Raw genomic sequence first — 20,463 nt, forward strand, 5'->3', positions numbered from 1 at the left:
AGTACAGCGGGCACGAAACAGCTGGCGCGAAACGGCGGGCGCGCAGTACGAGCGGGCGCGAAACGGCGGGAGGCCCCCGGGGCGTGCGCCCGGGAGCCTCCCGTTCCGTCGTTCCGTACGTCCGCTCCGTACCCGTGGAGGGTTTCAGACGGCCTCGGCGACCGGCTTGGGCGCCGGGCCCGACCCGCGCAGCGGCACTTCCTTGACGAAGACCGAGGACACCAGCGCGATCACCGCGACCGAGGCACCCACCAGGAACGCGATGTGCGTCCCCGAGGCCACCGCGAACTGGTACGCCTCGCGCGCCGCCTCCGGCAGCTTCGCCAGGCTCGCCGCGTCCAGCTGCGCGGACCTCGCGGTCGCCGCCCCGCCGCCGCGGGCCAGCATCTCGTCCTGCACCCGCCCGGTGAAGAGCGCGCCCATGATCGCGACGCCGAAGGAGCTGCCGAGCGTGCGGAAGAGGGTGGTCGAGGAGGAGGCGGCGCCCATGTCCTTCAGCTCGACGCTGTTCTGCGCGACGAGCATGGTGATCTGCATCAGGAAGCCCATCCCCGCGCCGAGCACCGCCATGTAGACACCGGAGGTGAACCGCGTGGTGTCGACGTCCATCCGGGACAGCAGGTAGAGGCCGCTCACCATCAGTACGGAGCCCAGGATCGGGAAGATCTTGTACTTGCCGGTGCTGGTGGTGACCCGTCCGGCGACGAGCGAGACGACCATCATCGACAGCAGCATCGGCAGGAGCAGCACACCGGAGTTGGTCGCCGAGGCGCCCTGGACGGACTGCTGGTACAGGGGCAGGAAGAGCACCGCGCCGAACATCACGAAGCCCGACATGAAGCCGATGACGGACATCAGGGTGAAGTTGCGGTTGCGGAAGATGTGCAGCGGGATGATCGGCTGCGCCGCCTTCGTCTCGACGAAGACGAAGGCCACGAGGGCGACGACGCCGATCGCGATGAGCTCCATGATCACGGTGGAGGTCCAGGCGTACTCCGAGCCGCCCCAGGTGGTGACCAGCACGATCGCGGTGATGCCGAGGGTGAGCAGCCCGGCGCCGAGGTAGTCGATCCGTCCCTTGCCGCCCTCGCGCCGGGGCAGGTGCAGGACCATGGTGACCATGACGAGGGCGATCGCGCCCAGCGGCAGGTTGATGTAGAAGCTCCAGCGCCAGCCGAGGTGGTCGGTGATGGTGCCGCCGACCAGCGGTCCGCCGATCATGGCGATGGCCATGACACCGGCCATCATGCCCTGGTACTTGCCGCGCTCGCGGGGCGGGACGAGGTCGCCGATGATCGCCATGACGCCGACCATCAGACCGCCGGCGCCGAGCCCCTGAACCGCCCGGAAGCCGATCAGCTGGCCCATGTCCTGGGCCATTCCGCTCAGTACCGAGCCGATCAGGAAGATCACTATGGACGTGAGGAAGATGCCCTTGCGCCCGTACATGTCGCCGAGCTTGCCCCAGATGGGCGTGGAGGCCGCGGTGGCCAGGGTGTAGGCGGTGACGACCCAGGAGAGGTGCTCCAGACCGCCGAGGTCGCCGACGATGGTCGGCATGGCCGTGCCGACGATCAGGTTGTCCAGCATGGCGAGCAGCATCGTGATCATCAGGGCGAGGATCACCACCCGGACGCTGCGCTCCGGCGCCCCGGGCTTCGCGGCCGGCCGATCGGCGGCGGCCGCTTCCCCGCCCCCGCCTGGCGCTTTCTTCAGATCGGTCATCGTTCCCACTCCCCCGGCCCCGCCGTACGGACCCGTTCCCCTGTGTGAGCCGGAGGACTTACTTGCCGCCCGGCTAGTAACTACACTGGGGAAAGTAGACCCGTAACTAGCCGGGCGTCAAGTAAGTTTTGAGGAGAGCTCTCATGGGCCGCACACCGCAGCAGCGCCGTGGCAACACGCGCCAGCGCATTCAGGACGTCGCCCTGGAACTCTTCGCCGAGCAGGGCTACGAGAAGACCTCGCTCCGCGAGATCGCCGAGCGGCTGGATGTCACCAAGGCAGCGCTGTACTACCACTTCAAGACCAAGGAAGACATCCTGGTCAGCATCTTCGAGGACCTGAACCGCCCGGTCGAGGAGCTGGTCGCCTGGGGCCAGGAGCAGCCACGCACGCTGGAGACGAAGAAGGAGCTCCTGCACCGCTACAGCGAGGCGCTGGTCGAGGCCGCCCCGCTCTTCCGCTTCATGCAGGAGAACCAGGCCGCCGTCCGCGACCTCAGCATCGGCGTGACGATCAAGGAGCGTGTGATCGCCCTGATGGCGCTGCTCCAGGAGCCGGACGCCTCACTGGCCGACCAGGTGCGCTGCTTCACCGCGCTCGTCGCCTCGCACGCGGGGCTGTTCGCCCTCAAGGACGCCGAAGGCGACCCCGAGGAGAAGCGCAAGGCCGTCCTGGAGGTCGCCATCGATCTGATCACCCAGGCACACACGGGTGCGGATGCGGCTACGGGTACCGACGCCCCGGAGTCGTGACGCGGGTCCGGTCAGACGCGCACGCCCTCGCGGTGCAGGAAGTGGACCGGGTTGACCGCGGAGCCGTAGTCGGCGGTGTGCCGGATCTCGAAGTGCAGGTGCGGGCCGCTGGAGTTGCCGGTGTTGCCGGAGAGCGCGATCCGGTCACCGGTCCGCACGGCGTCGCCGATCCGCACGTCGATCCGCGACAGGTGGGCGTACTGGGAGTACGTACCGTTGGAGTGCTTGATCACGACGGCGTTGCCGTACGCGGGGCCGTCGCCGCCGCCGTTGGGGCCGGCCTTCACGACGACGCCGCTGTGCGCGGCCTCGACCCTGGTGCCGATCGGCACGGCGAAGTCCTGGCCGGAGTGCTTGTGGGCCCAGCGGCTGCCGTCGTTGCCGTAGCTCGCGCTCAGCTCGTAACGGTTCACCGGGGCGGACCAGCCGTGCGCCTTCTTGATGGCGGCCTTCTTCACGGCGGCCGCCTTCTTGGCCGCCGCCGCCTTCTTCGCGGCGAGCTTGCCCTGTACGGAGGCCTGCTCGGTGATCGACCGGGCCGCGCCGGCGCCGGTCAGATGGTCCACACCGCTCGGGGCCCCCGTCGAACCGGCCGCGAACGCAGCGCCCGTGCCGAGAACCATCGACGCACCGAGACCGGCCGCCATCATGGCGCCGCGGGCACGGGACAGGGACGGGCGGCGGGAGTGCTGGAACGAAACGCGCTTCGACATATGCGGAGAACCTCCGTAGATGACTGGACCCGGCGCTCGACCGGGCTGGCCATCCCTTGGTAACCCGCACCCCGGCCAGGGTTCAAACCCCTCATCTACGAACAAAAGCCGTATCCGGCGCTTCGGGAATTCACCGGGCTTCCCACCCCACCGACCACGGCCGGGCCCGCCGGGACACCGTTCCGGGCCGTCCGGCGATCACCCGCTCCCCCTCCCCTATCGCCCCTAGTAGGCCCGGAACCGGCTGTGCGGCTTGTCACCGCGGGCAGGCCGGAACCGCCCCCCTCCCGGGACCTTCGGCCCTAAGGTGACGGGACCACAGCGAACTCCGGGGGGACGTGGTCATGGGCAGTGACATGGACGGCATCGAGCTCGCCGACGCCGTCGAATCGATCCGCGGCCAGCTCGTCGACGCCGCGAGCCGCGCCACCGGCAGCCCGCTGGCCTTCGAGGTCGGCGACATCCAGATGGAGTTCACCCTCGAACTCCGCAAGGAGATCAAGGGCGGCGGCCGGGTCAAGGCATGGGTGGTCGACGCGGGCGCCGACGCCTCCCGCGCGACCGGCCGCACCCACAAGGTCGCCTTCACGCTGAAGCCGCGTACCGCCGCGACCGGCGGAGCCTGGGAGATCAGCAACGACGACCCGGGCAGCACGGCCCACTTCGGCGGCGGTGAGGCGCCCCGGCCGTGACCATCGCGGAGCGCACGGTCGTCGTCACCGCGGCCGCCCAGGGCAGCGGTGTCCTCCTCACCGACCGCCTCGTCCTGACCTGCGCCCACGTCGTCCAGCGCGGTCCCGCCCTGGTCGCCCACCCGCTCCGGACCGGGCCCACCACCGCGAAGGTCGCCTGGATGGACCACGACCTCGACGCCGCGCTCCTGGTCACCGCCGACCCGCTCGGCCCGGACACCCCGGCACGGCTCGGCCTCCTCCACTCCGAGCACGCCGTCCCCGGCTGCGAGATCACCGGCTTCCCGGACGTCCAGCGGTACGGGCACGAGGGGCACCTGGAGTCCGACCAGTACACCGCCACCGCCCTGCCGACCGCCGGACAGGCGCGCGGGCTGCTCGTCTGCGAGCTGGACGGCCCGCCCCCGCCGCACGACGCCCGGGTGTCGGCGCTGCGTGGGCTGTCGGGCGGCCCGGTCTTCGCCGGTGACGTCCTCATCGGCATCGCCCGGCAGGTCCCCCACGGGCGCGCGGGCCGCCGCGTGGAGTGCGTACCGCTCGCCCCGCTGCTCGCCGCGAAACCGTTCCGGCTGGTCTACGAACAGAACGGCCCGCACCTGCGCCACGAGCCGGTACGCGGCCACTTCCCCCGGGACGCCTGGTACGAGAAGGACTACGCGGCAGCCCTCGGGGCCGCGTACCGCCGGACGAAGGTCTTCGGCCTCGACGAGCTGGGCCGACGCGACTCCGAATGGGACCTGGACACCGCGTACCTGAGCCTGGAGGCCCAGCAGCAGCCCGACCGGAACGGACTCGGACCGTCCACCCCGGGCCCGGCCCGGCGGATCGAGGCCCTCCTCCCCGACCGCCACCGGGTCCTGCTGCGCGGCGACGCGGGCGCGGGCAAGACCACGCTGCTGTGGTGGCTGGCCGCGCACGCCGCCTCCGGCACCCTGAGCGCGGAGCTGGGCGCGCTCAACGGGCTGGTCCCGTTCGTCGTCCCGCTGCGCACCCTGCGCGCCGAGGGCGGCACCTTCCCCTCCCCCGCACAGCTGCCCGACGCGGCCCGGCTGGTGGTCGACCGGGCCCCCGAGGGCTGGGTGGGCCGGGTGCTGGAGTCCGGCCGGGGGCTGCTGCTGGTCGACGGACTGGACGAGGTGCCGGGCGACGATCGCGAGCAGGCCCACCAGTGGCTCTCCCGGCTCCTGGACCGCTACCCGGACACCCGCTGCGTGGTCACGGTGCGCCCGCTCGCCGTCGAGTCGGGCTGGCTGGACGGCCAGGGCTTCGAGGAGCTGCGGCTGCTGCCGATGAGGGACCGCGACATCGAGGCGTTCGTCGCCGCCTGGCACCGGGCCGCCCGACTGGACGACGACGACCACGAGACGCTCGGCATGCTGGAGCGGGACCTCGTCCAGCAGTTCGCCCAGAACCGCATCCTGCGCGACCTCGCCCGCACCCCGCTGCTCTGCGCCGTGATCTGCGCCCTGCACCGCCGCCGCCAGGGCCTCCTCCCGGAGACCCGCTGGAGCCTCTACGCGTCCGCCCTCACCATGCTCCTCGGCGACCGCGACAAGCAGCGCAGGATCGACGCCCCCGAGGGCATCACGATGAGCCCGGCGGAGCAGGCCCAGCTCCTCCAGCGCATCGCGATCTGGCTGGTCCGGGGCAACCAGTCGGAGCTGGACCGCGCCTCCGCCCTGCGCCAGCTGGAACGCGCCCTGCCCGGCATGGCGCGGCTGAGCCCCCAGGGCTCGTCCGACACGATCCTGAACCACCTGCTCAACCGCAGCGGGGTCCTCCAGGAGCGCGCCGAGGACACCTACCAGTTCGCCCACCGCACCTTCCAGGACTTCCTGGCCGCGAAGGAGTTCGTCGAGGGCGACCAGCTGCACGAACTCCTCACCCGGGCCGGCTCCCAGAACTGGTACGACGTCATCCTGCTCGCCGCCGGCCACTGCGACCGCCGGGACCACCCCGTCCTGGTCAACGGCCTGCTCGACCACGTCCCCGGCCCGGCCGACACCGCCGCCCGGGACGAGATCGTCGTCCTGGCCGCCCTCTGCGCCCAGCACGCCACCTGGCTCGACGAACCGACCCGGGAGCGGGTCCGCGCGTCCCTGTCGGAGCTCTTCCCACCGGACGACTACACGGCCGTCAAGGTGCTCGCCCGTCTCGGCCCGGCCGCCCTCGCCCATCTGCCGGACCCGGCCCGGGTGACCGACGAGGAGGAGATCAACCTGCTCACCGAGCTGATCAGCGAGATCGGCGGGGCCGAGGCCGTACCGCACGCCCGTCGCTGGGCCCTCGCCCACCCGGAGCTCGAACTCGTCCTCACGGCCAACTGGGACCGGTACCCGATACACCCGTACGCCCGGGAGGTCCTCTCCGTCTTCGACCTGCCGCACAGGTCCCTGGTACTCAACACCGCGGAGAAGCTGGCGGCCCTGCGCCATCTGCCGTCCGTCAGAAGCCCGTTGATCACGGGGGAGCACACGGCCACCACCCTCGACACCGCCCTCCGCGGTGGTTCGTGGACCGCCGTGGAGATGCAGGAGAACCCCGAACCGGCCGACCTCTCGTTCCTGACGGACTGCACCGCCCTCGAATCCGTGTCGCTGAACCAGTGCCCCGCCGTCCAGGACCTCGGCGCGCTCGTCGGACTCCCCTCGCTGAGGTCGGTCGAACTCGACATGACCCATCTCCCCAGTGCCGCGCTGGCCGCCACGGCCTCTCGGGAACTGCACTCCCTGCAGCTGAACCACCTGGGCGCCGACCGGCTCTCCCAGGTCCCGGCCCACCCCCGGCTGACCCTGCTGGGCATCCACCAGGTGGCCCTCTTCGAGATCGACTCGCTCGACGGCTGGACCGGTCTGCGACGGCTGGAACTATGGGCTCCCACCCCGGTCCGCCCGCTGCTCGCCGCCCTCCGAAAGGCTCCGCAGGTCGCCCATCTCTCCCTGTTCCTGCCGTCCGCCACGGAGTTCGCCGCGGAACAGCCCGTGCCCTTCCTGGAGAGCCTGGAACTCAACCAGGGCGATGACACACTCGGGCTGGAGACGATCCCCCGGGTCTTCCCGGCGCTGAAGCAGCTCCTGCTCGTGTCGCCCGGACACATCGGCGGTGGCGATCTCTCCCTGCTCCGGACGGCGCTGCCCGACTGCCAGATCACCGCGATCTGACACCGCCGTCCCCGGGAGGGCCCCGGATCCCGGGCGCCCCGCACACCGGAAAAGGCCCGGGCCCCGGACCGTTGCACACGGTCCGGGGCCCGGGCCCCTGCTTGCTTCCGCTCAGGCGCTCAGCGGCGGCCTCACACGTCCTTCGACATGTTCGGACCCGCGCCGCCCGCGGCCTGCTCGATCGGCGGGACGTCGGGCAGTGCCGTCTTCTCCTCGCCGCGGAAGGTGAACGCCTTCTCCTCGCCCTCGCCCTCCGTGCCGACGACCACGATGTGACCGGGGCGCAGCTCGCCGAAGAGGATCTTCTCCGAGAGGACGTCCTCGATCTCGCGCTGGATCGTCCGGCGCAGCGGCCGGGCGCCCATCACGGGGTCGTAGCCCTTCTTGGCGAGGAGCGTCTTGGCCTCCGCGCTGAGCTCGATGCCCATGTCGCGGTCCTTCAGGCGCTCGTCCACCTTGGCGATCATCAGGTCGACGATCTGGATGATGTCTTCCTGGCTGAGCTGGTGGAAGACGACCGTGTCGTCGACACGGTTGAGGAACTCGGGCCGGAAGTGCTGCTTCAGCTCTTCGTTGACCTTGTTCTTCATCCGCTCGTAGCCGGTCTTGACGTCGCCCTGGGCGGCGAAGCCCAGGTTGAAGCCCTTCGAGATGTCCCGCGTACCGAGGTTGGTCGTCATGATGATGACCGTGTTCTTGAAGTCCACGACCCGGCCCTGGGAGTCGGTCAGGCGACCGTCCTCCAGAATCTGGAGCAGGGAATTGAAGATATCCGGGTGGGCCTTCTCGACCTCGTCGAAGAGGACGACGGAGAACGGCTTGCGGCGCACCTTCTCGGTGAGCTGGCCGCCCTCTTCGTAACCCACGTAGCCGGGGGGCGAACCGAAGAGACGGGAAACCGTGTGCTTCTCGCTGAACTCCGACATGTCGAGGGAGATCAGCGCGTCCTCGTCGCCGAAGAGGAATTCGGCGAGCGTCTTGGAGAGCTCGGTCTTACCGACACCGGACGGACCGGCGAAGATGAACGAGCCACCGGGGCGCTTCGGGTCCTTCAGGCCGGCCCGCGTACGGCGGATCGCCTGCGAGAGGGCCTTGATGGCGTCCTTCTGCCCGATGACGCGCTTGTGCAGCTCGTCCTCCATGCGGAGCAGGCGGGAGGACTCCTCCTCGGTCAGCTTGAAGACCGGGATGCCCGTCGCGGTGGCGAGGACCTCGGCGATCAGCTCGCCGTCGACCTCGGCCACGACGTCCATGTCGCCGGCCTTCCACTCCTTCTCGCGCTTGGTCTTCGCGGCGAGGAGCTGCTTCTCCTTGTCACGGAGGGAAGCGGCCTTCTCGAAGTCCTGCGAGTCGATCGCGGACTCCTTGTCGCGGCGGACGCCGGCGATCTTCTCGTCGAACTCGCGGAGGTCCGGCGGCGCGGTCATCCGGCGGATGCGCATCCGGGAACCGGCCTCGTCGATCAGGTCGATCGCCTTGTCCGGCAGGAAGCGGTCGGAGATGTACCGGTCGGCCAGCGTCGCGGCCTGGACCAGCGCCTCGTCCGTGATGGAGACGCGGTGGTGGGCCTCGTAGCGGTCGCGCAGACCCTTGAGGATCTCGATGGTGTGCGGCAGCGACGGCTCGGCGACCTGGATGGGCTGGAAGCGGCGCTCCAGCGCGGCGTCCTTCTCCAGGTGCTTGCGGTACTCGTCGAGCGTGGTGGCACCGATGGTCTGGAGCTCACCGCGGGCCAGCATCGGCTTCAGGATGGAGGCGGCGTCGATCGCGCCCTCGGCGGCGCCCGCACCCACCAGGGTGTGGAGCTCGTCGATGAACAGGATGATGTCGCCGCGGGTGCGGATCTCCTTGAGGACCTTCTTCAGGCGCTCCTCGAAGTCACCGCGGTAGCGGGAGCCGGCGACCAGCGCGCCGAGGTCGAGGGTGTAGAGGTGCTTGTCCTTGAGGGTCTCGGGCACCTCGCCCTTGACGATGGCCTGCGCCAGGCCTTCGACGACCGCCGTCTTGCCGACGCCGGGCTCGCCGATGAGGACCGGGTTGTTCTTGGTACGGCGGGACAGCACCTGCATGACCCGCTCGATCTCCTTCTCGCGCCCGATGACCGGGTCGAGCTTGGACTCGCGGGCGGCCTGGGTGAGATTCCGGCCGAACTGGTCGAGCACCAGGGACGTGGAGGGGGTGCCTTCCGCGGGGCCGCCCGCGGTCGCCGCCTCCTTGCTGCCCGAGTACCCGGAGAGCAGCTGGATGACCTGCTGCCGCACCCGGTTCAGGTCGGCGCCCAGCTTCACGAGGACCTGGGCGGCGACGCCCTCGCCCTCGCGGATCAGGCCGAGCAGGATGTGCTCGGTGCCGATGTAGTTGTGGCCGAGCTGGAGGGCCTCGCGGAGCGACAGCTCCAGGACCTTCTTGGCCCGGGGCGTGAAGGGGATGTGCCCGGACGGGGCCTGCTGGCCCTGGCCGATGATCTCCTCCACCTGCTGGCGGACCGCCTCGAGCGAAATCCCGAGGCTCTCCAGGGCCTTAGCGGCGACACCCTCACCCTCGTGGATAAGGCCCAGGAGGATGTGCTCGGTGCCGATGTAGTTGTGGTTGAGCATCCGGGCTTCTTCCTGAGCCAGGACGACAACCCGCCGCGCGCGGTCGGTGAACCTCTCGAACATCGTTAATCGCTCCTCAGAGCGGTCAGGCAGTTAGGGGTCGGTCCCCTCCCTGTCCTTCCGCAGCTTAGTCCCGCAAGCGGGGACCGCTCATTCCAACTGCCGACACCGTCCTTGGCCTCCTGCCCCGAACGCTGACAACTTCTCCAACCCGATGGTGCGAGACGATGTTCCCGCAGGCCAGGCAGATACCCCTTTCACCAGTACGCCGATGGCGAACGGGAGATGCCCGAACCTGCGTGTCGCCCCTTCCCACTAGGGATGTCTTACCCGCAATTACAGACAGTCCATGCGGCGCGCGCCGGTTCCCTCCGCTACGGGCGAACACATTGGCGCTCCCGAATGCGCCCCTACGCCCCCATCACGGACACAACGCGCACTCGTTCGCCGACTCTGCGTAACCCGCCGGGCGACGGGTGCGTTCATCCGGCATGGTCATCACCCTTCCCACCTCCGTACCGTCCACCGACCGCGAACAGGAGGGCGCCCGCTGGGCGCGGTGGTACGAGCGCGAGCTCGGCTGGGCGACGGCGGGCACCGCGCCGGTGCGGCTGCTGACCGGGCTGGAGTTCGACGTGCTCCAGGTGCCGGCGGCCGCCGGTCACGCGGCGCTGCGGCGGCTGGACCGCACCGGGCCCGTGGCGCTGTCGGGGGCGCGGATGGGTCTGCTGGTCGCGGCGGGGAGCGCCGAGGAGCTTCCCGGACTGCTCGACTGGCTGGAGTGGCGGGGGGTGGCCCTCTCCCTGACCGCCATCGGTGCGGGCGGCCGGATCACCGCGCCGGTGCCGCCCGGACGGACGGCGGGCACGCCGGGGGCCGCCACCTGGCTGCGGCCCCCCGGACCGCGGCACGAGGGGGGTACGGCACTCCCGGCCCTCACCGGCCTCGGGAACGGGGACGGAGGTGCCCCCGATCTCGTACGGCTGGTGGACGCGGTGGCGACGGAATGCCACCGGGCCCGTTTGACGCATACCCGAACGGGGTCGTCGGCGACCGTGCCGACGACTCAGCCGTTGGCCTTCCGGTAAGCCTCACGGATCTCGGCGGGAACACGGCCGCGGTCATTCACATTGTGGCCGTTCTCGCGGGCCCACTTACGGATCTCGGCAGTGTCCTTGTTGCCACCGGTAACGGCGCGGCCCTTACCACGGCCACCGGTGCGCCGGCCACTCTTGGTGTACGGCTCAAGAAGACCACGGAGCTTGTCCGCGTTGCTCGTCGTGAGGTCAATCTCGTACGTCTTGCCATCGAGAGCGAACGTGACCGTCTCGTCCGCCTCGCCACCGTCGAGGTCATCGACAAGAAGGACCTGAACCTTCTGTGCCACTGGATTCCCTTTCATCGAAAATGCAGTACGCGGAAAGGAAACCGCTTTTCCCCGGAAAACACAAACCCCCGGGAGAGGTTCAGGATCAGGGGAACACGGGAAACGTGCGCGATTCGGACATAGGGTTCCGCCTTCTTCGGGCGGTCACGGATGCCGGTCACAGATGCAGAAGCATCCGGCTGTTGCCCAAGGTGTTCGGCTTCACTCGTTCGAGCCCCAGGAACTCCGCCACACCCTCGTCATAGGAACGCAGCAGCTCGCTGTAGACATCTCCGTCCACCGGTGTCTCCCCGATCTCCACGAAGCCGTGCTTCGCGAAGAAGTCCACTTCGAAGGTGAGGCAGAAAACCCGCCGTACGCCCAGCCAACGGGCGGTCTGCAACAACTTGTCCAGCACCTGATGGCCGAGTCCAGCGCCCCTGAGGGCATGGTCGACGGCGAGAGTACGCACTTCGGCGAGGTCTTCCCACATCACGTGCAGTGCGCCGCAGCCGACGACCCGGGCGTCCTCGTCGCGTTCCGCGATCCAGAACTCCTGGATGTCCTCGTAAAGCGTCACGGTCGCTTTGTCGAGCAGGATGCCTTCGCGTACGTACCCGTCCAGGAGGCGGCGTACCGATGCCACATCACTGGTCCTGGCACGTCGGACCGTGATGGCCGTCTTTTCGGTCGGCGGTGCGGTACGGGATTCGGCGGACGGATGCTCTGAGGACATACCCCGACGCTATCGCCCGGCGTCCGGCGCCGCTCCATCGGCCGGTTCCCCGGGTTCTTCCCCGGACCGTTCCGCGTCCGCTTCCCGGGGCCGTTCCGCGTCCGCTTCCCGGGGCCGTTCCGCGTCCGCTTCCCGGGGCCGTTCCGCGTCCGCTTCTCCGGGCCGTTCCCCGCCCGGTCCGTCCGGCGCGGCATCCTCTGCGCGGTCGGGCCGAACGACCCGCATGGCGTCCCTGAGCGCTTCACGCTGCTCGGCGGACATCATCCCGAAGAAGGCGACCAGGGCGGCGGCCGGGTTGTCACTGCGGGACCATGCTTCGTTCATCAGCGCGGCCGAGTAGGCGGCACGCGTGGACACCGCCGTATATCTATATGCGCGGCCGTCCACTTCCCTGCGCACCCAGCCCTTCTGATGGAGATTGTCCATTACCGTCATGACGGTGGTGTAGGCGATGGAGCGTTCCTGCTGGAGGTCCTCAAGGACTTCCCGCACGGTGACCGGACGGTTCCATTGCCAGACCCGTGTCATCACGGCGTCTTCCAGATCTCCCAATTGACGGGGCACGACGCCACTTTAGTAGTAGATGGCCAAAATGCCCGGTTTATTCGCACAACAAAAGGGCGTACGGCTCCGGATGAGCCGTACGCCCTCGACGTACTGCGGGGATATGGGTCCGGATCAGGCGCCGTCGCTCCGCGGGGCCTGCTGCTGCACCGACTCGGCGCGGCCGAGCGCCAGGTCCACGGCCGCGTCCTCCTTGGCCTTGTTGGGACCGCCCTGGCTCTTGACGATCGTCACGACGAGGCCGATGAAGAAGGCGGCCATCACCACGGGGGGCAGGAGCGCGGATACGTAGTCCATGTCGTCCAGAGTAGCGAGACCGGTCCGGACGGCCGCGCCGCCCCTCGGCATTGCGGCCGTCCGGGCGCGCGGCGGCTATCCGGCGACGCGCTGCTGCTGCGGCGGGGGCACCGGGCGGCGGCGGGGCGGGAAGACCTCCGAGGGCTTCGGCGCGGGCCGGGCGGGCGGCCGGGCGGGGGCCTCCGGGGTCTTCGGCCGTTCGGGTTCCGCCGCGGCGGCCCGGCCGCCCGGCAGCGCCAGGAGCCTGCTGCGCGGCGCGGGGGTGCGTGCGGTGAGGCGGGCCCGTACCGAGCGCTCCGCGAGCACCTGGCAGCGCACCAGGAGCGAGGCGGCCACCGGGCGGCGGCGCAGCCCCCGCAGCGCGGCGAGGTCCTCGGGGCGGGGGTCGTACCCGCCCGCGAGGGCGTCCTGGAGCAGCTCCAGATAGCCGCCGGCGGAGCCGGGGAGGGCGTCGCGGTACCGGACGAGGTCGGCGAGGAGGAACGCGCGCAGCCGTCCCGCCTCCCCGGCCGCCTCGTCCACGGCGCCGGCCAGCCGCAGGCAGTCCCGGACGTCCTCGTCCGGGAGGGGCGTGGGGTGAAGGGCGGTGGCGAGAGCACGTCGGAGCACCCGCAGCTCGTCCGCGCTGAACGCCATGCCGCCGCGTGATCCGTAAGGCGTGGGCATGCCGCGACCATACGTGCTAAAGGGACAAAATCTGCTTAACCGGACAGTGGTGGCGCGGCGGCGTACCCGTGTCCCGGAGGCCGTTCCCGCAGGTACGCCGCCTGTCCGCTACAGCCGGGGCGCGTTCCGCTCGTACACCAGGCGGAGGCCGATCAGGGTGAGCCAGGGCTCGTGCTCGTCGATGACGGAGGACTCGCCCAACACCATCGGAGCAAGGCCGCCCGTCGCGATGACGGTGACGTCGTCGGGGTCGTCGGCCAGCTCCTTCTTCATCCGGGCGACGACGCCGTCGACCTGGCCGGCGAAGCCGTAGATGATGCCCGACTGCATCGCCTCGACCGTGTTCTTCCCGATCACGCTGCGCGGCCGGGCCAGCTCGATCTTGCGGAGCTGGGCGCCCCGGACGCCGAGCGCCTCGACCGAGATCTCGATGCCGGGGGCGATGACACCGCCGGTGTACTCGCCCCGGGCGGAGACCGCGTCGAAGGTGGTGGCCGTGCCGAAGTCGACGACGATGGCCGGGCCGCCGTACAGGTGGGCGGCGGCGGCCGCGTTGATGATGCGGTCCGTGCCGACCTCCTTCGGGTTGTCCATCAGGATCGGCACCCCGGTCCTGATGCCCGGCTCGACGAGCACGGCGGGGACGTCGCCGTAGTAGCGGCGGGTCACCTCGCGCAGCTCGTGCAGGACGGCCGGGACCGTGGAGCAGATCGCGATGCCCTCGATGCCGTCGCCCAGCTCCATGCCGAGCAGCGGGTGCATCCCCATCAGGCCCTGGAGCAGCACGGCCAGCTCGTCGGCGGTGCGGCGCGGGTCGGTGGAGATCCGCCAGTGCTCGACGATCTCCTCGCCGTCGAACAGGCCGAGGACGGTGTGGGTGTTGCCGACGTCGATGGTGAGCAGCATCAGTCGTCCGCCCCGTCGGTGTCGGCGGTGTCGCGGAAGTCCAGGCCGATGTCGAGGATCGGCGAGGAGTGGGTGAGCGCGCCGACGGCCAGGTAGTCGACGCCCGCCTCGGCGTAGGCGCGGGCGGTGTCCAGGGAGAGCCGGCCGGAGGACTCCAGGACCGCGCGGCCGTCGGTCAGGGCGACCGCCTCGGCCGTCTGGAGCGGGGTGAAGTTGTCGAGCAGGATCAGGTCGGCGCCCGCGTCGAGGACCTCGCGGACCTGCTGGAGGGTGTCGACCTCGACCTCGATCGGGACGTCCGGGAACACGTCCCGCACCCGCTTGAACGCCTCGGCGACCCCGCCGGCCGCGATGACGTGGTTGTCCTTGACCAGGGCCGCGTCCGAGAGCGACATCCGGTGGTTGACGCCGCCGCCGCAGCGCACCGCGTACTTCTCCATGGCACGCAGGCCCGGGGTGGTCTTGCGGGTGTCGCGGACCTTGGCCTTCGTGCCGTCGAGGGCGTCGGCCCAGGCGCGGGTGGCGGTGGCGATGCCGGAGAGCCGGCACAGCAGGTTGAGCGCGCTGCGCTCGCCGGTGAGCAGGTCGCGGGTGCGGGTGGTGACGGTCAGCAGCTTCTGCCCGGCCTCGACCCGGTCGCCGTCCTCGACATGGCGCTCGACCTCGAACTCCTCGGTGCAGACGATGGACAGCACCGCCTCGGCGATGCGCAGCCCGGCCACCACACCGGCCTCACGGGCGGTGAAGTCGCCGGTGGCCATGGCGTCCTCGGGGACCGTGGCGACGGTGGTGACGTCCACCCCGCCGTCCAGGTCCTCCTCGATGGCGACGTGCGCGACGTCCTCGACCTGGACCGGGTCCAGGCCCGCCTCGGCGAGCAGCTGGGCGAGGGCCGGATCGAGACCGCACTCCGGCGGGTCCATCTCGTAGTACTCGTCCCCGCCGCAGCCGCAGCCGTCCCCGCAGCCGCCCGCCGACGGGGCGGGCGCGCCGATCTGGATCAGCGGTACGTCCACGGGCTCGGGGCGCGGGTTCTCTTCGGGCGTGCTCACGGTCGGTGCTCCTCGGGGAGGTCGGCGGGGTGGGTCGGGGATGCTGCCCCGAAGTCTGCTGCCTGCGCGGGGTCCACGGGGCCGAATGCCTCGGTCCGCGTCCGGTGGACGACCGGGCGGCGCTCCGGGGTGATCCGGACCACGAGATGGCGGCGCCATTCGGCGTCGTCGCGCTCGGGGCGGTCCTCGCGCCAGTGGCAGCCGCGGGTCTCCTCGCGCTGCTGGGCGGCGGCCACCAGGACGCGCGAGACCAGCAGCAGGTTGGTGGCCTCCCACGCCTCGACCCCGGGGACCGCGACCTTCGGCTCGTCGGCCGCGACGGCCCGGACGGCGCTGTCGTGGAGCGCCTCCAGCCGCTCGGCGGCGGTGGCCAGGCTCCCGGCGGAGCGGAGGACCCCGGCGCCCAGGGTCATGACGCGCTGGATCGTGGCGCGGGCCTCCGGGGCGATCAGCGGGGAGGGGGCTGCGGTGGACGTGGTGACCGGGGCGCCCGCGCGGGGCCGGTCCGCGACGATGTCCGCCGCGATGCGCTCGGCGAAGACCAGGCCCTCCAGGAGGGAGTTGGACGCCAGCCGGTTCGCGCCGTGCACACCGGTGCAGGCGACCTCGCCGCAGGCGTACAGGCCGGGCACGGTCGTACGGCCCCGCAGGTCGGTGCGGACGCCGCCGGAGGCGTAGTGCGCGGCGGGGGCGACCGGGATCGGTTCGGTGACCGGGTCGATGCCGTGGGCGCGGCAGGCGGCCAGGATCGTGGGGAAGCGGTGCTCCCACATCCGGGCGCCGAAGTGGCGGGCGTCGAGGTACATGTGCTCGGTGCCGTGGAGCTCCATCCGGCGGGTGATGGCCTTGGCGACGATGTCGCGCGGGGCCAGCTCGGCCAGCTCGTGCTCGCCGAGCATGAAGCGGGTGCCGGAGGCGTCGACGAGATGGGCGCCCTCGCCCCGTACCGCCTCGGAGACCAGGGGCTGCTGGCCCTCGGCGCCGGCACCGAGGAAGAGGACCGTCGGGTGGAACTGGACGAACTCCAGGTCGGAGACCTCCGCGCCGGCCCGCAGCGCGAGCGCCACGCCGTCGCCGGTGGAGACCGCCGGGTTGGTGGTGGCGGAGAAGACCTGGCCCATGCCGCCGGTGGCGAGGACCACCGCGGGGGCGTGCACCGCGCCGACGCCGTCGTGCTGGCCCTCGCCCATGACGTGCAGGGTCACGCCCGCGGTGCGGCCCTCGGCGTCGGTGAGGAGGTCCAGGACGAGCGCGTTCTCCACGGTGTGCAGGGCGGCCGTGCGGACGGCTTCGACCAGGGCGCGGGAGATCTCGGCGCCCGTCGCGTCGCCGCCCGCGTGGGCGATGCGGCGGCGGTGGTGGCCGCCCTCGCGGGTGAGCGCGATGTCACCGCCCTCCGCGGTGTCGAAGCGGGCGCCGGTCCCGATGAGCCTGCGGACCGCGTCCGGGCCCTCGGTGACCAGGGTCCGCACGGCGGCCTCGTCGCACAGGCCCGCGCCCGCGACCAGGGTGTCGTCGAGGTGCTGCTCGGGGGTGTCGCCCTCGCCGAGCGCGGCGGCGATACCGCCCTGCGCCCAGCGGGTGGAGCCGTCGTCGAGCCGGGCCTTGGTGACGACCACGGTGGCGAGACCCGCCGCGGCGCAGCGCAGCGCCGTGGTGAGCCCGGCCACGCCGGAGCCGACCACGACGACATCGGCCTCGATGGACCAGCCGGGGGCGGGGGCGGTCAGCCGTATTCCGGTCACGGGGTGGCTCCGAGGGTCAGCGGGATGTTGTCGATGAGGCGGGTGCGGCCGACCCGGGCGGCGACGGCGAGGACCGCCTCGCCGGTGGTGCGGTCGTCGGGGATCTCGGTGAAGTCGGCCGGGTCCACCAGCGCCAGGTAGTCCAGGGCGAGCGGGGGCTGCGCGGCCGCCGCGTCGTCGAGGATCTGGCGGGCGGCGGTCCGCACCGCCGCCGCGGCCCCGTCCGGCCGGGCCAGGGCCACCGCCTGGGCGTCGGCGGCCAGGCGGGCCTCGCCGAGGGCGGTGAGCGCGGCGGCCCGGCCGGTGGTGGCCGAGGTGGCCGTGGCGCGGGCGTGCAGCGCCTGCTGGGCGGCGAGCCGGTCGCGGGCGGCGAACAGGGCCCGGGACAGGGCGAGGGCGGTGTGCCGCTCCGCCGGGTCCAGGAAGCGGTTGCGGCTGGAGAGCGCCAGCCCGTCCGGCTCGCGGACCGTCTCCACCCCGGCGATCTCCACCGGGAAGTTCAGGTCGCGGACCATGCGGCGGATCAGCGCCAGCTGCTGGGCGTCCTTCTGGCCGAAGAACGCGACGTCCGGGCGGGTGAGGTGGAGGAGCTTGGCGACGACGGTGAGCATGCCGTCGAAGTGCCCGGGGCGCGAGGCCCCTTCGAGCCGCTCGCCCATGGGGCCGGCCGCGATCCTGACCTGCGGCTCGCCGCCCGGGTAGACCTCGTCGACGGACGGGGCGAAGACCGCGTCCGCCCCGGCGGCGCCCGCCACGGCGAGGTCGGCGTCGAGCGTGCGGGGGTAGCGCTCCAGGTCGGCGGCCTCGCCGAACTGGAGCGGGTTGACGAAGACCGTGACGACGACCCGGCCGCCGGGGCCCGCCGCCGCACGGGCGGCGCGGATCAGGGTGGCGTGGCCCTCGTGCAGCGCGCCCATGGTCATGACGACGGCCCGGACGCCCTCGCGGGGCGCGGAGCCGGCCAGCTCGGCGGCCGTACGGAGCAGGACGGCGGGCCCGGGGGTGCCGGGGGTGCCGGTGGGGTTGGTCATCGGGACTCCTCGGGTCCGGTGCCGGTGTCTGGGTCCGTGCCCGGGTCCGTGCCGCGCGGGCCGGCGCCCGCTCCGGTGCCGTCGGCCAGGACGCCGAGCAGGTCCTCCGCCAGCTCCGGCTTGAGCAGGCCGTGGGCGAGGGCGCGGTCGGCGGTGGCGCGGGCCATGGCGACGTACCCGGCCACCGTCTGCGGGGCGTGCCTGCGCAGCTCGTCGATGTGCGCGGCGACCGTACCGGCGTCGCCGCGGGCCACCGGGCCGGTCAGCGCGGCGTCGCCGGAGCGCAGGGCGTTGTCGAGGGCGGCGCCGAGCAGCGGGCCGAGCATCCGGTCCGGAGCGGTGACCCCGGCCGTACGCAGCAGCTCCATCGACTGGGCCACCAGCGTGACCAGGTGGTTCGCGCCGAGGGCGAGCGCCGCGTGGTAGAGCGGGCGGGCCTCCTCCGCGATCCACTCGGGCTCGCCGCCCATCTCGATGACCAGCGCCTCGGCGGCGAGCCGCAGCTCCTCGGGGGCGGTCACCCCGAAGGAGCAGCCGGCCAGCCGCTGGACGTCGACGGAGGTGCCGGTGAACGTCATCGCGGGGTGCAGGGCGAGCGGCAGGGCACCGGCGCGCAGCGCCGGGTCCAGGACGCCTGCCCCGTACCGCCCGGAGGTGTGGACGAGGAGCTGGCCCGGCCGCACCGCCCCCGTCCCGGCCAGTCCCTCGACCAGGCCGGGCAGGGCGTCGTCCGGCACCGTCAGCAGCACCAGGTCGGCGCGGGCGAGGACCTCGGCGGGCGGCACCAGCGGTACGTCGGGGAGGAGGGCGGCCGCCCGGCGCACCGACGCGTCGGAGACACCGGAGACGGCGACCGGCCGGTGCCCGGCGAGTCGCAGGGACGCGGCGAGGGCGGGGCCGACCCGGCCCGCGCCCACGACACCGACCGTCAGGCGGGCGGGGCGGTCCTTGGCTTCCAGAGGTTCGTGGGGGGCTGTTGCGTTCACTCGGCGAGGCCTTCCGTTCCAGTCCGCAGGGGGTACCGGACGATTTCTCTGCATGCTACGCCAGCGTTTCGCCCGGACCGCCCGGCCGTCCACAGCCTGTGGACGAAAGTCCGCACCCCGGAAAACCGGCCCGGAAAAACCGTTCGGGCCCCCGGTACTCGCTGCGTGATGATCGTCCCATGACAGACATCACAGGCACGGAGGAACATCTGTTGGACGGCACGGGGGAGCAGCCGGCGGACGCACCGGTCGAGCACGGCACGCAGGACGCCCAGCGGCTGCGCAGGATCGCCGCCTGGCGCGCGGCCGGACGCGTCCTGAACAGGACGCCCATGGAACTCCCGCTCCGCGAGCGGCTGGCCGACCTGGCGGCCGGGGCCGACTCGGTCACCGACCTCGGCCGCCCCACGGACATCTACGGCGACGGGGTCGTCGCCGAGCTGGAGGAGCGGGTCGCGGGGCTGCTGGGCATGGAGGCCGCCGCGTTCTTCCCGACCGGGACGATGGCGCAGCAGGTCGCGCTGCGGTGCTGGGCCGGGCGGACCGGCAACAGCACGGTCGCGCTGCACCCGCTGGGCCACCCCGAGGTGCACGAGCGCGGGGCGCTGGGGGCGGTGAGCGGGCTGCGCACGGTGCATCCGACGAACGAACCCCGGCTGCCCACGGCGTCGGAGATCCGCGACTTCGACGAGCCGTTCGGCACGCTGATGCTGGAGCTGCCGCTGCGCGACGCCGGGTTCGTGCTGCCGACCTGGCAGGAGCTCCAGGACGTGGTGGAGGCCGCGCGGGAACGGGACGCGGTGGTCCACTTCGACGGCGCCCGGCTCTGGGAGTGCGCCCCGCACTTCGGCCGGGAGCTGCCGGAGATCGCGGCGCTCGCGGACAGCGTGTACGTGTCGTTCTACAAGACCCTCGGCGGCCTCTCCGGGGCCGCTCTGGCCGGTCCCCGCACCCTGATCGACGAGGCCCGCGTCTGGCGCCACCGGTACGGCGGCCAGCTCTTCCACCAGTTCCCCGCCGCGATCACCGCCCTGATGGGCCTGGACCGGGAGCTGCCGCGGCTGCCCTCGTACGTGGCACAGGCGAAGGTGGTCGCCGGGGCGCTGGCCGAGGGCTTCGCGGAGGCGGGCGCCGGCTGGTTCCGGGTGCAGCCGGAGCCGCCGCACACGCACCAGTTCCAGGTGTGGCTGCCGTACCCGGCGGACGTCCTGAGCGAGGCGGCGGTGCGGCAGGCGGAGGAGACGGGCGTGTGCCTCTTCCGCCGCTGGTTCCCCGCGTCCGCCGGACCGCCCGGAACCGCGTTCACCGAGATGACGGTGGGGCGCGAGGGGCTGGAGTGGACCGCCGCCGACGTACGGGAAGCGGTCCGGGCGTTCATGGAGCGGGTGGACGGGGCCACCACCGCCCGCTGACGCCCCGGAGTCACCGCGTCGTTTGACGGCGGCCGTCAAACGACGCGGTGACTCCGGCCCGC

Annotated in this window: 18 protein-coding genes; 5 read left to right on the forward strand and 13 right to left on the reverse strand. The window is 71.9% G+C overall.

All coding sequences use genetic code 11. The annotated features are described in order from the left end of the window. Positions 1-144 precede the first annotated feature (144 nt). The gene (locus ACIQGQ_RS35490) at positions 145-1,725 is read right to left on the reverse strand and encodes an MDR family MFS transporter (protein ID WP_402404270.1); all 1,581 of its coding nucleotides are present in this window, start codon (positions 1,723-1,725) and stop codon (positions 145-147) included. Between the two features lie 143 nt (positions 1,726-1,868). Here ACIQGQ_RS35490 and ACIQGQ_RS35495 point away from each other — a divergent pair, with 143 nt between their 5' ends. After that, the gene (locus tag ACIQGQ_RS35495; protein ID WP_402404273.1) at positions 1,869-2,477 is read left to right on the forward strand and encodes a TetR/AcrR family transcriptional regulator; all 609 of its coding nucleotides are present in this window, start codon (positions 1,869-1,871) and stop codon (positions 2,475-2,477) included. An 11-nt stretch (positions 2,478-2,488) separates the two neighbouring features. Here the strand turns inward: ACIQGQ_RS35495 and ACIQGQ_RS35500 are convergent, their stop codons facing one another. Continuing rightward, positions 2,489-3,190 carry a M23 family metallopeptidase gene (locus tag ACIQGQ_RS35500; RefSeq protein ID WP_402404275.1) on the reverse strand — a complete coding sequence of 234 codons (702 nt, stop codon included), beginning with the start codon at positions 3,188-3,190 and terminating at the stop codon, positions 2,489-2,491. A gap of 344 nt (positions 3,191-3,534) precedes the next feature. On the opposite strand from ACIQGQ_RS35500, the gene ACIQGQ_RS35505 reads away from it, so the two are divergent. Together ACIQGQ_RS35505 and ACIQGQ_RS35510 are read left to right on the forward strand one after the other, a co-directional pair. Beyond that, positions 3,535-3,882: a trypco2 family protein gene (locus tag ACIQGQ_RS35505; protein WP_402404278.1), complete on the forward strand. Its 348-nt coding sequence runs from the start codon at positions 3,535-3,537 to the stop codon at positions 3,880-3,882. Continuing rightward, a complete protein-coding gene (locus ACIQGQ_RS35510) occupies positions 3,879-7,043 on the forward strand; it encodes an NACHT domain-containing protein (RefSeq protein WP_402404280.1) in 3,165 nt (1,054 codons plus the stop codon). The genes ACIQGQ_RS35505 and ACIQGQ_RS35510 overlap by 4 nt, the downstream gene beginning before the upstream one ends. A 131-nt stretch (positions 7,044-7,174) precedes the next feature. Here ACIQGQ_RS35510 and ACIQGQ_RS35515 read toward each other — a convergent pair whose 3' ends face one another. After that, entirely contained in the window at positions 7,175-9,703 is a 2,529-nt protein-coding gene (locus ACIQGQ_RS35515) for an ATP-dependent Clp protease ATP-binding subunit (RefSeq protein WP_402404283.1), read from the reverse strand. A gap of 428 nt (positions 9,704-10,131) precedes the next feature. On the opposite strand from ACIQGQ_RS35515, the gene ACIQGQ_RS35520 reads away from it, so the two are divergent. Then, positions 10,132-10,728 carry an SCO3374 family protein gene (locus ACIQGQ_RS35520; protein ID WP_402404285.1) on the forward strand — a complete coding sequence of 199 codons (597 nt, stop codon included), beginning with the start codon at positions 10,132-10,134 and terminating at the stop codon, positions 10,726-10,728. Here ACIQGQ_RS35520 and ACIQGQ_RS35525 read toward each other — a convergent pair. From ACIQGQ_RS35525 to ACIQGQ_RS35570, 10 genes are all read right to left on the reverse strand, one after another. After that, positions 10,707-11,027, reverse strand: coding sequence for an Lsr2 family protein (locus ACIQGQ_RS35525; protein ID WP_352275508.1), 321 nt, complete (start codon positions 11,025-11,027; stop codon positions 10,707-10,709). The genes ACIQGQ_RS35520 and ACIQGQ_RS35525 overlap by 22 nt on opposite strands. 157 nt (positions 11,028-11,184) lie before the next feature. Continuing rightward, positions 11,185-11,742 (reverse strand): amino-acid N-acetyltransferase, encoded by a 558-nt coding sequence (locus ACIQGQ_RS35530; RefSeq protein ID WP_402404289.1) that lies wholly within the window; start codon positions 11,740-11,742, stop codon positions 11,185-11,187. A 9-nt stretch (positions 11,743-11,751) separates the two neighbouring features. Next, a complete protein-coding gene (locus ACIQGQ_RS35535) occupies positions 11,752-12,270 on the reverse strand; it encodes a BlaI/MecI/CopY family transcriptional regulator (RefSeq protein WP_402404349.1) in 519 nt (172 codons plus the stop codon). Between the two features lie 150 nt (positions 12,271-12,420). Then, positions 12,421-12,603 (reverse strand): hypothetical protein, encoded by a 183-nt coding sequence (locus tag ACIQGQ_RS35540; protein ID WP_366298663.1) that lies wholly within the window; start codon positions 12,601-12,603, stop codon positions 12,421-12,423. Between the two features lie 75 nt (positions 12,604-12,678). After that, on the reverse strand, positions 12,679-13,239 hold the full coding sequence (locus ACIQGQ_RS35545; protein WP_402404353.1) for a hypothetical protein: 561 nt from the start codon (positions 13,237-13,239) through the stop codon (positions 12,679-12,681). 138 nt (positions 13,240-13,377) lie between these two features. Further along, positions 13,378-14,175 (reverse strand): type III pantothenate kinase, encoded by a 798-nt coding sequence (locus ACIQGQ_RS35550; protein ID WP_402404293.1) that lies wholly within the window; start codon positions 14,173-14,175, stop codon positions 13,378-13,380. Continuing rightward, complete coding sequence (gene nadC, locus ACIQGQ_RS35555) at positions 14,175-15,227, reverse strand: carboxylating nicotinate-nucleotide diphosphorylase (RefSeq protein ID WP_402404295.1); 1,053 nt, start codon at positions 15,225-15,227, stop codon at positions 14,175-14,177. The genes ACIQGQ_RS35550 and nadC overlap by 1 nt, the downstream gene beginning before the upstream one ends. Further along, a complete protein-coding gene (locus ACIQGQ_RS35560) occupies positions 15,224-16,972 on the reverse strand; it encodes an L-aspartate oxidase (protein ID WP_402404297.1) in 1,749 nt (582 codons plus the stop codon). Before ACIQGQ_RS35560 ends, nadC begins: the two co-directional genes overlap by 4 nt. Continuing rightward, the gene (gene panC / locus ACIQGQ_RS35565) at positions 16,969-18,003 is read right to left on the reverse strand and encodes a pantoate--beta-alanine ligase (RefSeq protein WP_402404300.1); all 1,035 of its coding nucleotides are present in this window, start codon (positions 18,001-18,003) and stop codon (positions 16,969-16,971) included. Before panC ends, ACIQGQ_RS35560 begins: the two co-directional genes overlap by 4 nt. After that, positions 18,000-18,989 (reverse strand): DUF2520 domain-containing protein, encoded by a 990-nt coding sequence (locus tag ACIQGQ_RS35570; RefSeq protein WP_402404302.1) that lies wholly within the window; start codon positions 18,987-18,989, stop codon positions 18,000-18,002. Before ACIQGQ_RS35570 ends, panC begins: the two co-directional genes overlap by 4 nt. Before the next feature lie 179 nt (positions 18,990-19,168). On the opposite strand from ACIQGQ_RS35570, the gene ACIQGQ_RS35575 reads away from it, so the two are divergent. Beyond that, positions 19,169-20,401 (forward strand): threonine aldolase family protein, encoded by a 1,233-nt coding sequence (locus ACIQGQ_RS35575; RefSeq protein WP_402404305.1) that lies wholly within the window; start codon positions 19,169-19,171, stop codon positions 20,399-20,401. Positions 20,402-20,463: the final 62 nt, after the last annotated feature.

Source organism: Streptomyces sp. NPDC092952, assembly GCF_044754785.1.
Taxonomy (GTDB): Bacteria; Actinomycetota; Actinomycetes; order Streptomycetales; family Streptomycetaceae; genus Streptomyces.